Annotated in this window: 9 protein-coding genes and 2 riboswitches; of the genes, 3 read left to right on the top strand and 6 right to left on the bottom strand. The window is 40.5% G+C overall.

Features of this window, described 5'->3' with window-relative positions; genetic code table 11:
* Window positions 1-260 precede the first annotated feature (260 nt).
* Complete coding sequence (locus KMHG_RS15610) at window positions 261-1,250, top strand: hypothetical protein (RefSeq protein WP_154647383.1); 990 nt, start codon at window positions 261-263, stop codon at window positions 1,248-1,250.
* Window positions 1,251-1,263: 13 nt separating this feature from the next.
* Here KMHG_RS15610 and KMHG_RS15615 read toward each other — a convergent pair whose 3' ends face one another.
* Window positions 1,264-2,313: a 2,3-butanediol dehydrogenase gene (locus tag KMHG_RS15615; protein ID WP_010290942.1), complete on the bottom strand. Its 1,050-nt coding sequence runs from the start codon at window positions 2,311-2,313 to the stop codon at window positions 1,264-1,266.
* Window positions 2,314-2,482: 169 nt separating this feature from the next.
* On the opposite strand from KMHG_RS15615, the gene KMHG_RS15620 reads away from it, so the two are divergent.
* Window positions 2,483-3,073 carry an SLOG family protein gene (locus KMHG_RS15620; RefSeq protein ID WP_010290944.1) on the top strand — a complete coding sequence of 197 codons (591 nt, stop codon included), beginning with the start codon at window positions 2,483-2,485 and terminating at the stop codon, window positions 3,071-3,073.
* A 34-nt stretch (window positions 3,074-3,107) separates the two neighbouring features.
* Here KMHG_RS15620 and KMHG_RS15625 read toward each other — a convergent pair whose 3' ends face one another.
* From KMHG_RS15625 to KMHG_RS15640, 4 genes are all read right to left on the bottom strand, one after another.
* Entirely contained in the window at window positions 3,108-3,893 is a 786-nt protein-coding gene (locus KMHG_RS15625; protein ID WP_010290945.1) for a glucose 1-dehydrogenase, read from the bottom strand.
* A 218-nt stretch (window positions 3,894-4,111) separates the two neighbouring features.
* Window positions 4,112-5,479: a nucleobase:cation symporter-2 family protein gene (locus KMHG_RS15630; RefSeq protein ID WP_010290947.1), complete on the bottom strand. Its 1,368-nt coding sequence runs from the start codon at window positions 5,477-5,479 to the stop codon at window positions 4,112-4,114.
* A 15-nt stretch (window positions 5,480-5,494) separates the two neighbouring features.
* Window positions 5,495-6,064: a xanthine phosphoribosyltransferase gene (locus KMHG_RS15635; protein ID WP_010290949.1), complete on the bottom strand. Its 570-nt coding sequence runs from the start codon at window positions 6,062-6,064 to the stop codon at window positions 5,495-5,497.
* Between the two features lie 128 nt (window positions 6,065-6,192).
* Window positions 6,193-6,294: riboswitch (purine riboswitch) on the bottom strand.
* A 293-nt stretch (window positions 6,295-6,587) separates the two neighbouring features.
* A complete protein-coding gene (locus tag KMHG_RS15640; protein ID WP_010290951.1) occupies window positions 6,588-8,045 on the bottom strand; it encodes an amino acid permease in 1,458 nt (485 codons plus the stop codon).
* Between the two features lie 124 nt (window positions 8,046-8,169).
* Window positions 8,170-8,347: riboswitch (Lysine riboswitch) on the bottom strand.
* A 182-nt stretch (window positions 8,348-8,529) separates the two neighbouring features.
* On the opposite strand from KMHG_RS15640, the gene KMHG_RS15645 reads away from it, so the two are divergent.
* Window positions 8,530-9,732: a CynX/NimT family MFS transporter gene (locus tag KMHG_RS15645; RefSeq protein ID WP_010290952.1), complete on the top strand. Its 1,203-nt coding sequence runs from the start codon at window positions 8,530-8,532 to the stop codon at window positions 9,730-9,732.
* Window positions 9,733-9,766: 34 nt separating this feature from the next.
* Here KMHG_RS15645 and KMHG_RS15650 read toward each other — a convergent pair whose 3' ends face one another.
* Window positions 9,767-12,934 (bottom strand): glycoside hydrolase family 113 protein, encoded by a 3,168-nt coding sequence (locus KMHG_RS15650; protein WP_010290954.1) that lies wholly within the window; start codon window positions 12,932-12,934, stop codon window positions 9,767-9,769.
* Window positions 12,935-12,947: the final 13 nt, after the last annotated feature.

The raw sequence follows: 12,947 nt of genomic DNA on the forward strand, positions 1-12,947 counted from the left end.
CGACTCACTTATTATATCATCATATTTTTTAGTTGTCAACACTTTTTTAAAAATTTTCTAAAGAAGTTTTTCGGTGAACAACTATTTAATAATAACACTTCAACATTTAAGTTGTCAATGTTTTTGTTTGTCTCTTAAAGACAAGACTTATTATATACTCGAATAACAAACAATGCAATAGTTTTTTCAAAAAAAGTTTTCAATTTATATCTTTTTCGTTTTATACTCATTTTAATACATGTTTTTGAGAGGTGTTTACATTGATCTTCAACATAAAAGACCATCCCTTTTCTATTCAAAATCACTATATAACAATACCGAATACAGCGCCTATATCACTAGCGTTATGTACGGTTGTTATTAGAATAGATGATAAACAGACGATTGTGCAAGGATTTTTCCCACATTTTTATGAGTGGATTGCATATTGTTGCGTAACAACATTTCAACACGCACAGCTTTTACTCGTGAATCAAAACACAACATTTGAATTGTTCACGCTCGAACCGACGCGCGGTCATCAATTGCTGATGTATAGCTACAATCAGCTATGCTATAAAATCGGTCGCTCTTCTAGTGTCGTACGCAATGCAGCTGGTCAATACGATGCGCGATTTTCTTCACAACTTGAACGTTATGTGCAACAGCACAAACAGTTGCAATTATCCCCTACAAAACAACACGATATGACAACGATTTTAACGGATGATGATTATGCGCTATTGCTACCGTACGTCGAGGAAATCATAGTCGACTATATGCCAAAAGAAAAAGCACAGCATTTTATAGCACAACTGGCGATAGGTTGTCGTATTTTAAACGACGTACTCCGCAATTATCGTGTTATTCCTAAACTTCATTTACATCTAGGAAAAAAAGGGACGAACGGTTACTATGATCAAGCGTCACAAACGATTGGTCTTTATTATAAATATGACCGCGATACGGCGATGCAATTAGCGCTATTTCATGAATATGGCCATCTTTATGATAAACAGCAACAGCAAATTCCTTTCTATAAGAAGAAACGCCAATATATATATGAACAACTGCAACATGATACGACTTTAAGAGCCATTATACAAGATCGTACGATTACCGATGACTATCGGCAATATTTATTGTCGATTGATGAAGTAATGGCGCGACTATTTGAAAGCACGATCTATTATCACTATTACGGTACATGCAGTGATAAACCATTTTTATTTACCACAGCAGAAATAAAAAAGGCTAGCATCATTTGCTAGCCTTTCTTCTATATTACATATCGCCGCTTAGTTTCACTAAGATTTTCGCTTGTGACTTATCATTTGTTAACGCTTCAAAGCCCTTTTCAACGATATCATCTAATTCAATTTGATCGGTAATGATGCCTTGTGGTTTTAGTTGACCTGTACCCATTAAATCAATCGTTTGACGGAATGATGTTGGCGTATAGGCAATCGATGATGTCAATTTGACACCGGTATTCGTTAATTGCATCGGATTCCACTCAACTGCATGCGCAAAGATCGATACGATCACGACTGTTCCACGTGGGCGCGTTACTTCTATAGAAGATTTCAACGTTTGTTGTACACCTGCTACTTCAAATGTTACATCAGCCCCTTCTGGCGCGTAACGTTTCATCGCTTCTACTGGATCTACTTCTGCTGAATTAAATACAGCTGTCGCGCCGAGGTCTTTCGCCATTTGTAAACGTTCTTGTGATAAATCAAAAACGACAATATTGCTTGCACCGGCTGCCTTCGCTGCAAGTAACGTTAAAACGCCGATTGGACCAGCGCCAAAAATTGCAACATTATCACCGAATAGTAGATTACCTTCTTTGACCGCTTGCATTGCGACCGCTGTCGGTTCTACTAACGCACCGTCTTGTAACGTCAATGTATCTGGTAGCTTATAAACGTTTGATGCTGGTGCGTTGGCAAATGATGTGAAACCACCATCACCGTGAAGACCGATAAAGCTAAATCCATCGTAGCAATCTAAATCTTCTGGTTTGTTGCCATATGTTAATGTCGGGTTCACTGCAACGCGATCCCCTACTTTGACCGTTGTCACGTCTTTACCGACTTTTTCAACGATGCCGGCAAATTCATGCCCCATAATAATAGGTGCAATTTCTCCTGTTAATGCATCAGCTCCATCAACTGGTACAAATACAGGTCCTTCTTGATATTCATGTAAATCTGAGCCACAAATACCCGCCCATGCGACGCGTACTGTCACTTCATTGTCTTTTAGTGGCTTTAACTGTTTATCCTCGATACGAATATCTTTTTGGCCATGCCAAACTGCTGCTTTCATATACAAAACCCCCTAGGTATGTGATACACCTCCATTGTTACGCATCAATTATCATATGACAAACATTTTTTCAAAAAAATGTATTTTCAAGTTGTAAAAATGACAATCTTGTAAACAGCGTGCAAATTGCTACATATGATATGCTAAAACATAACGAGAGGTGATCATATTGACAATCAAACGATTAGCAGTAACGGGTTATAAAGCACATGAACTTGGGATTTTTAATGACAATCATCCAGGGCTTCCCGTTATTAAAGAGGCGTTGAAAAATCGTTTAACGACTTGCATCGAAGAAGGGCTAGAGTGGGTACTCGTTAGCGGGCAACTTGGCATCGAAACATGGACAGTAGAAGTCGTCTGGGAGCTACAACAAACGTATCCTGATTTAAAATATGCGATCATGACGCCATTTCTGGACCAAGAAAAAAATTGGAACGACCAAAAAAAAATGCATTATCAAGATATGATGGCACGCGCCGATTTTACGACTGCCATTACAAATCGTCCGTACGAGGCGCCGTGGCAGTTCGTCGAGAAAAATAAGTTTTTCGTCTTACATTCAGACGGCTATTTAATCGTTTACGATGAAGACCAAGAAGGTTCACCAAAATATGTGAAAAGCCTCGTCGAAACGTATATCGACAAGCATGATCCGACGTATACGTTAATGACGATTGACGCCTACGATTTACAAGTCGTCGGTGAAGAAATTCAAGAACGTCTTTGGGCAGAACAAGATATTGGATTTAGTGAATAAAAAAAGAGCCGCTGCTGCGACTCTTTTTTTCATATTAACCGCGACCTGCTTGGAAGTCTGAGTACTTCGTCATCGCACCGTCAACGAATAACGTAATACCTGTCACGTAACGAGCTTGTTCTGAAGCTAAAAATGCAGCACAGTTGGCAACGTCTTCTGGCTCACCAATCCAGCCCATCGGAATCATGCTTTCAACGTCGGCGCGTTGTGCTGGGTCTGCAAATTTTTCAGCGTTAATCGGCGTATCAATCGCCCCAGGACCGATATTGTTAACGCGAATGCCTTTTGGTGCATATTCTAATGCCAACGTTTCCGTCATTAATTTAATACCGCCTTTAGAAGCTGCGTAATGAACGAATAATGGCCAAGGAATCATTTCATGTACGGAAGACATGTTAATGACATTCCCTTTAATATCATTTTCAACGAAATATTTAATCGCTTCACGGCTACCTAAAAATGCCCCTGTTAAGTTCGTACCGATGACGCGGTTCCAGTCGTCAAGTGGCATCTCATGTGATGGCACAGGATTTTCAATTCCCGCATTGTTAATCATAACGTTTAATGTTCCTAGCTCTTTTACCGTTGTTTGAATGAAATTGATCACATCTTCTTCTTTTTGAACGTCCCCTTGGAAGATGATTGCTTCAGAACCGAGCGCTTCAATTTCTTTTTTCACATCTTCTGCTTCTTCACGGTCTTTATAGTAATTGACTGCAACTTTTGCGCCCTCTTTTGCGAAACGAATTGCCATTGCACGTCCTAAACCAGTTGATCCCCCTGTAATCGCCACTACTTTACCTTTTAAATCTTCATACATATTAAATTCCCTCCACTTTGTGAAAATAATTTTCTTTTTCTATTTCTGTATTCCCGATTTGAAACGATTTGAACATACATTTATTGTAAAGGATAATATTGGCAAAAGAAAATATTTTTCATATAAATTTTGTAGCATTTTAACTATAGGTTTATACATATCAGCGAAATGTGCATAAAAAAAGCGACGTTCATCGCGGAACATCGCTTTTTTCACGTTTATGCTTGTTTTTCTGTTAACTCTTTTTGAGAAAATTCAACGGCTTGTTTGCGTGGATTGATCGCGTCTAATTCTGCTTGTGCTTCTGTAGACATCGCTTCACGTTTCCAAGGAATCATATTGAATACGATATTTAAAACAATTGCTGTTAAGCTACCAGCGACGATACCGTTACTTGTCAGTAATTGAACGCTTTCTGGTAACACTTTAAAGATTTCTGGTAATACGGTAACCCCTAGGCCCATTCCTAATGAACAAGCGACGATCATCGCATTGCCTTCGTTATGGCCAATTGCGACCGCTAACATTTTCACACCTTGTGACATCACTGTACCGAACATGACGATCATTGCGCCGCCAAGTACAGATGTTGGAATGACTGTCGTTAATGCGGCAATTTTCGGTAAGAAACCGAGCGCTACAAGCATGAAACCTGTAATGACGATAACAGAGCGTTTTTTCACACCCGTCATTTGCATTAAACCAACGTTTTGAGAAAACGCTGTGTATGGGAATGAGTTAAAAATACCACCGATAATTGACGCTAAACCTTCTGAACGGTAACCGCGTGCTAATGCTTTTTGATCAATCGGTGTATTTGTCATATTGCTAAGTGCAAAGTAAGAACCTGTTGATTCTACTAATGAAACAAGTGCTACAAGTGTCATTGTGACAATTGGTACGATTTCGAATGTTGGTGTTGCAAAGTAGAACGGCTTCACGACGTGTAACCATGACGCATTTGCGACATTTGTAAAATCTACTTTACCCATAAATCCGCCAATGACTGAACCGGCAACTAAGCCGATTAAAATGGCAATTGAGCGTACAAAACCTGTAGAGAAACGGTATACGAGTATGATAATTAACATCGTTGCAAATGCTAAAATCACATTTTCTGCTGACGCGTAATCTTTGCTCGTCGCGTCACCACCAGCAGCGTTATTAAAAGCTACTGGAATAAGCGTTAAACCGATAATCGTTACGACAGAACCTGTCACGATTGGTGGGAAAAATTTTACAAGATGTCCGAAGAATCCTGAGATTAAAATAATAATCAAACCTGATGCAATAATAGAACCATAAATCGCACCTAAACCATGACCGGTACCGATTGTAATAATCGGTGTAACGGCTGTAAATGTACATCCTAAAACGATTGGTAAACCGATACCGAATGCTTTTCCGCGCATGACTTGAAGTAATGTCGCGATCCCGCACATCATAATATCGATTGATACTAAATACGTCATTTGTGCAGCGTTAAAGCCGAGCGCGCCACCGATAATAATCGGTACTAAAATCGCGCCCGCATACATTGCTAATAAATGTTGAATCCCGAGTGTCGCAAGTTTTGCCTTGTTCATTGTATTGTTTGCCTCCTAAGCAAAGGTTACTGTGCCATTATCCAATGAAGAAACGATTGCTAATGAATCGACGCGATATCCTTGTTCACGAAGTGCTTTACCACCTGGTTGGAATCCTTTTTCAATTACGATTCCGATGCCGGCAACCTTCGCCCCTGCTTGGTTGGCAACGCTCAGTAAGCCCTTCGCAGCTTCTCCGTTAGCTAAGAAATCATCGATGATTAATACTGTATCTTCTTCATTTAAAAAGTCTTTAGAGACTGAAATGGTATTCGTTACTTTTTTAGTGAATGAATAAACATCCGCTGTGTAAATGTTGTCTTGCAATGTGACAGATTTACGTTTACGACCGAAAACGACTGGTACGCCTAAAATTAAGCCGGCCATTACTGCTGGCGCGATACCTGAAGCTTCAAGTGTTAAAATTTTTGTTAAACCTGCATCTTTATATAAGTCAGCAAATTCTTGCCCCATCGCTTGCATTAATTGTGGGTCGATTTGGTGATTTAAGAATGAATCAACTTTTAATACGTCTCCTGGTAAAACTTTACCGTGTTCTAAAATTGCTTGTTCTAGTGCTTTCAAAATGAAAGGCCCCTTTCGATTCTCATGTTTTTATTAACAAAAAAACTCGCAGTCCATTACCCTATCGTGTGCTACGAGTAGGGCAATAAACTCCGAGTAATAAGTCGAATTAAAAAAATGGTATCCCATTTTAGTAGATTGCCTCTCATAGTCGATTCGTTAACGGCGAATCGGTAGAAACTTGTGGGCCATATCCCCACGATTATATGAGTAAGTTGTTCTAAATTGTTTATTGTTAAAAGAAATAATGTACAAAGTATATCATTGTTACATACAAAATCAATATAAGTTTAAGATTTCTTTATTTTTAAAATATTAAGAAAATAAACCTATTTCTTAACATTCATTCGTTCATGTCAGATTTTTCAATCATTTTACGAACGATTTTCTCTTTTTCGTCAAAAATGTAAAGTTTAGCGATATGAAAAATAGTTCACTTTACGTCATTTATTGACGCGTGACACCGGTGACGATATGCCTTAAATTAACAAAAAAACACGATGCCGAAGCACCGTGCTTTTCATTAATCTTGACGACGATTTGTTTCTAAATCGACATCTTCTAATTTAATCACTTTCGTTTTGTGGACGATTTTGTAACCGAACCATAGTAATAAGAAGATCGGCACACCGATGAATGATACTAAAATGCCCATCCAATCGATTGAATTACCAAGTACCGCGTCTTTCCCTTGACCAACAACGACGATGAAACATAATACGAACGCGAAAATTGGACCAAATGGATAAAATCCTGACTTGTATGGTAGCTCACTCACATCGTGGCCTTGTGCGATAAACGCTTTACGGAAGCGGTAATGACTTGCTGCCATACCGAGCCATGCGATGAACCCACACATACCTGATGCGTTTAATAACCAAATGTATACTTCCCCACCACCAAATTTTGATGATAAGAATGATAGACAAGCGACTAATACTGTTACAACTAATGCTGCAACCGGTACGCCACCTTTGTTTAATTTTAAGAAAATTTTCGGTGCTAGACCGTCTTTTGCTAATTGCCAAAGCGTACGAGATGATGCGTATAAACCTGAGTTACCTGCCGATAAAATCGCTGTTAATACGACCGCATTCATTAACGTTGCCGCAAAACCGATACCCGCATTTTCAAATACTAATGTGAATGGGCTAACGGCTACGCTGTCATTATCGTTAATTAAACGTGAATCTGTATAAGGAATTAATAAACCGATTGCGAATAACGCTAAAATGTAAAACAGTAAAATACGCCAGAAAATTGATTTAACAGCTTTTGGAATTGTTTTTTCCGGATCTTTTGCTTCACCTGCTGTCGCACCAAGTAATTCTGTCCCTTGGAACGAGAATCCTGCCGCTAAGAAAATACCGAACATCGCTAAGAAACCGCCATGGAATGGACCATCTCCTTCGAAGAAGTTCGTGAAGCCGACTGGTGCATTACCACCGATAATGCCGAAGATCATTAAGAACGACGTAATTAAGAAGATGATAATCGTTGCGACTTTAATAAATGCAAACCAATATTCACTTTCACCGAACGTATTTACGGATAAATAATTCAATAAGAAAATGATAATTAAAAATGCGGCACTCCAAATATATGAAGGTGTATCTGGGAACCAGTATTTCATAACGATAGCAACCGCTGCGACTTCTGCGGCGATCGTTACAGCCCAGTTATACCAATAGTTCCAACCGAGTGCGAATCCAAGTGATGGGTCGATAAATTTTGTTGCGTACGTACTCATTGATGAGACCGGCATGTACGCGGACATTTCCCCGAGACCTGTCATTAAGAAGTAAACCATAATACCGATTAGCCCGTAAGCTAACAGTGCACCACCCGGACCTGCTTGCGCGATTGAGTTACCACTTGCAAGTAGTAAACCTGTACCGATCGTACCGCCAAGCGAGATCATCGTAATGTGGCGAGATTTCAATCCACGACTAAGTTCGAGCTCTTCTGTTTTATTGCTCATAAACTTTTTCCTCTTTTCCCTATTGCATATCAAGGTCTAACGGTGGTTTTTCTTCATAGAAAAACCCATTCTAGAGCTAGTCGTCTAAAATGGGTATATATGTATGATGTCCCACCAAACTTAGATTAAAGATAGCTCAACACGTTTTCACGTGACAGTTCTGCACCTATTAAGCGACAGCCCCAGCATTCAAACGAAAAAGCATTTGAAATACTTCGGCAAACGTTCCTTTCAACTATCGTCAGTAATGCTTTTTCATTTCGGATAGTTTACTTATAGCGTTCGCGACCTCTACCTCACCTTTTTTGCTGGATGAGGCATTGCAATATTCTTTTTTATACATGTTTAATTCTAATATAAATACATATCTACTTCAAGACTTAATTTCCGATATAATTGATGTAATTTTCTGTAATTTTATCGAGACAAAGCGATTTGGAAAATGATACCCTTAATGACAGAAATATAAATTTGGAGGATATTTATGAATCATACAACAGAGACGTCCCGGAAATGGACGAAAGCAACGTGGATTTTCGTGCTCGGCATCGTTTGTATTTCGTTTACGATGCGTTCTCCGATTACATCTGTCGGACCGATTATTGAACTTTTACGCAAGGATTTACACATTTCAAATGTCGTTGTAGGTTTTATCACGACGATTCCCCTGCTCGCGTTTGCTATCGTATCGCCAATCGTACCGAAAGTGTCACGTCGCTTCGGCATCGAACGCACATTATTTATCGCACTTTTCATTTTAGGTATCGGCGTGTTATTACGCTCGGTCGGTACGAGCATGCCATTATATATCGGCACCGTTTTAATCGGTGTCGGGATTGCTTTTAGTAACGTCTTAATGCCGAGCTTGATTAAATTACGTTTTCCGTTTCAAATCGGTTTACTAACAGCAATTTTCACGGTCGCGATGAACATTACCGCTAGTCTCGCAGCAGGTGTGAGCTACCCAATTGCGATGACAACACTCGGTTGGCAAGGTGCGCTCGGTATTTGGCTCGTCTTTATTATCGTTGCGCTAATCATTTGGCTACCGCAAACGAAAACGACCTTCCATACGACGGCAACGCACGTACAAGGTGAACGTCCGAAAAAAGCGATTTGGCGCTACCCGCTGACGTGGGCGCTGACGTTTGCGATGGGTTTCCAATCGCTATTGTTTTATACGACTGCTGCATGGGTACCATCGATGCTCGTTGACCAAGGAATGAGCGCGAATGCAGCCGGCGCGATGTTTTCGATGATGCAACTCGCGCAACTACCGATGACATTTTTAATCCCGATTTTAGCAGATAAGGCAAAAGACCAACGTCCACTCGTCGTCATGTTTAGCGCGCTATACGTTATCGGATTTTGTGGTCTATTACTCGACTTCACGCAATTTACGTGGCTATGGATGATATTACTCGGACTTGCAGGAGGCGCGTCGTTCGGCATTTGTATGATGTTTTTCTCAGTGCGTGCCCGCAATGCTTACGAAGCGGCAGAACTTTCCGGTTTCGGCCAATCTATCGGCTACTTACTTGCCGCAGTTGGTCCGGTGCTGTACAGTTATTTATACGACGTGTTTGGTCATTATCATGCCGCGAATTATTTATATATTGTCGTCACCGTTTTATTATTCATTTGTGCTTATACAGGCGCGAAAAATCGCTTCGTCACGAACGATTAAAAAAGGCAGTCCTCGACGGAGGACTGCCTTTTATTTACTCAATAAACGCTGCATCATTTTTCATAAACACTTTTTGAACGATGTCGTACGATTGTTTTAAACGGTATTGATGTTGTGGAATTTCCCAATTGTCCCACGTATACTGTTTAAACTTCCCAACAACGTTTCCTTGTTTGGCCGGTAACGTCGTTTGAACTTCCCCGCTTTCGTTAATGAACGCAACACCTACTTGAATACCTTCTACTTTTTCACGCGCTTCATAATCATTCGGTCCGATTGCGCCAACCACTTCTTTTAAACTTGGGTCTGCAAAGCTCATAAGCATCCACGGTACACGCAGTTCAATAAAATGTTCTTTTTCATTCATATTGAAATCAACGAGTGAATTGTAATAACGGCTCTCCGGATTCGCATTCCCTTCTAAAAACTTCCCTGTCTCATATCCGTGGAACGGAATGACTTGTTTCGTCGTCGGGATTTTTAACGTGTTACTTAATACGTAATGAATCGGCGTGAAATTGCCGCTATTTTGTTGCGCATCGTAATGAATATTTTCACGATCGTATTTCTCGTAATACAGCGCGTAAATATCGTATTGTGTATCGACGAGCATACGCGCATTATCTTTCGACTGAAGCGGTGCGATAAACTCTAACGCATTCGTCGTTTTTAAGTCGTAGTCGTTGACCGTCGTGTTCCCCGCCGACTGCTTCGTATCGAGCATCAACATCGGGTAACCTTTCGCATCGGTCGCCATTTGAATTTTGTAGTACACGTAACGTTCATCATGATCCATCATTAATGAACGAATCGGGCCTTTTTTCGTTTTGTAAATCGTTTTAGACTGCTTCCAATCGCTATCGTCGCCATCTACTTTTATTTTGAGTGTATCAAAGCTTACGAGGCCAAACTGTTGCTCACTCGTTTGCGCATTTGACCAGTACGGACGACGGTCTGGATTGTCTAAGTCCATCGTATTCCACGTTCGTTTAAACCATTCATCTTGCCACGTAAAGACGAGGCCACCCATCAAATCTTCGTGTAAAATGTCCTCGTACAATCGCGCGAGCGTTTCACCTTGCGCTTTTTCCGACATATGCCCTTGGTTCCAACCGTTGACGTTTTCATGTGTTTTACCACGTGACGCTGGAATACCAAATTCCGCGATTAAAATCGGCATATCGTGCGCCGCATGTAAATCTTTTAAATACGCCGCGTAGTTATTTTTCTCTCCACGGAAGTCGACGTAATCGTTATATTGATAGTTGAGCGACTCTGGATAGTACGGATAAACGTGATAACTCGCAAATTGCGACGTCTTTTTGTAGTCGCCTTTTAAATGAATTTTATTCGGGTCAATCGATACGAGGTCTTCTTTCGGATCCGGTTCTTCCGGGTGATCTAATAAATCGGTCGTTACCCAGTTTGTAAAGCTTAACGGACGAATCCAATTGTATTGTTCTTTTTCATAAGTTGCGGTGTAATCAAGCTGTTCAGCAATCCAATGTTCGAACGGTGATGCGTCTTTTGAATAAACGTACGTCCCGTTATAGTCGCCTACTTTTTTGTTTTTCTTATTCGTCGATACGACCATTTCTGGGTCCCATTCAATGCCGATAATCCAACCGATGACATACTCTGAAACGTCGGTCGTATAAGCACCTGTCGCATGTCCCGCTTTATACGGAATCATTTCATTCCCATGAATAATATCGACGATGTGACGAATTTCTTGTTGGAATGCCTCAGTCGCTTTTTTGTCATACACATTGCCTTTTTCGACGATGCGTTCTTCTTCAATCCACGTACCGTGCAACACGTATAGTGGATGGTCTGCTTGCTCATTATACCGTTTCAACGCGTTATAAAAGCCCGGCGGTTGTACGGTATAAACACGAATTGTATTCGAGCCAAGTTTTCCAATATCGTCAAACCACTCGAAATATTCATCTTCGGTAATCGCCGCTTGTCCAGGGAAGTAACCTGGTTTCCCCATCCCTAAGTTCACACCTTGAATTTTCATCGTTTGCCATTTACCATCGACTTTCACTTGCATATCCGTTCCTTCAATACGCGATGGATATTGGACGTCTTTTGGCTTTTCTTTTTTTGCGACGACTTTTTTCTGATTCGCTTTTGCCTCAGCTAAAATGTTGTTCATTACAGGCGTATACGTATCCCAATAAAAGCCGTTCTCTTTACTAAAGTGGCTAATCCATTTATGCATCGTCGGAATGCCGAGCCCTTGGTAGTAGTTTGGCAACGATGGACTGACATTAAAGTCGCCACCAAAGTAATAAGCGGTCGCTTGGTTCATCGTCATTTTATGAATCGCGACGAACTTCTCAGGCACACCGTATTTACGGAGTTTCTTTTTCCCGCTACTTTGAACGTCCCAATCGTAATATGCTAAAACATTTTTTGACGATTCTTCTTCGACAATTTCAAACCATTTACGATACGGCACAGAATCTGTTAAACCGAACTGTTCTTTCCCTGCATTAGTAAATGATAACGTAAGCGTGCCATCAACATCTTTTTCATCCAGCACGAACGATTTTTCTTGTTGCTCATTAACGATTAAATAGCCTTTACCGCTATATGGCCATTTTTTATCTTTATATTGATTTTTCAACCATTGTGGCACATCTGGATTGTCGAACGATAAATCGGTAAAGTATCGGCCAATCCACCCCGACGGTTGAATGCCAAGCACGCTACTCATATGTGCGCGTACTTTATCATCTGTCGGAATCGCTAACGTATTAAACTCCGTAATGAGCGTGACAGGTCGATCCCGATCTAATCGTTTAAACATCGCATTCCATTCTTCAATCGTTAACCCACCGTCGATTTTTTTCGGTTTATCGCCGGCCTCATTTTCTTCATAAACGCCATACGTATCGGCTAAATAAATGACATCAGTGTCATCATAATTCGTCGGCAATTTTTCAATCGGCTGTTTTTTCTCAGGGTGATAGCCGACGTAATCTTGTAGCGTATATTTCGTATCATCTTCTTTTACATACTTTCGTGCACCGAGCAACCACGTTAACCCAGCATGCTCTGCATAGTCATCGGTCGGAACCGTTTTATCAACGATTGTCACATTTAACGATGTTGGCTTTTTTAATTGCCAACCACCGAGCACGATGGCGATGACGACTAACACAAAAGCGACGATGAATAATAATTTTTTCATGCCAACTCCCTCT

Source organism: Kurthia massiliensis (assembly GCF_000285555.1).
Lineage (GTDB): Bacteria > Bacillota > Bacilli > Bacillales_A > Planococcaceae > Kurthia > Kurthia massiliensis.

What these genes read in the sequence shown, in the direction of transcription:
- KMHG_RS15615 (WP_010290942.1), bottom strand. Translation starts at nt 2,313, where the DNA reads ATGAAAGCAGCAGTTTGGCATGGCCAAAAAGATATTCGTATCGAGGAT.
- KMHG_RS15625 (WP_010290945.1), bottom strand. Translation starts at nt 3,893, where the DNA reads ATGTATGAAGATTTAAAAGGTAAAGTAGTGGCGATTACAGGGGGATCA.
- KMHG_RS15630 (WP_010290947.1), bottom strand. Translation starts at nt 5,479, where the DNA reads ATGAACAAGGCAAAACTTGCGACACTCGGGATTCAACATTTATTAGCA.
- KMHG_RS15640 (WP_010290951.1), bottom strand. Translation starts at nt 8,045, where the DNA reads ATGAGCAATAAAACAGAAGAGCTCGAACTTAGTCGTGGATTGAAATCT.
- KMHG_RS15645 (WP_010290952.1), top strand. Translation starts at nt 8,530, where the DNA reads ATGAATCATACAACAGAGACGTCCCGGAAATGGACGAAAGCAACGTGG.
- KMHG_RS15650 (WP_010290954.1), bottom strand. Translation starts at nt 12,934, where the DNA reads ATGAAAAAATTATTATTCATCGTCGCTTTTGTGTTAGTCGTCATCGCC.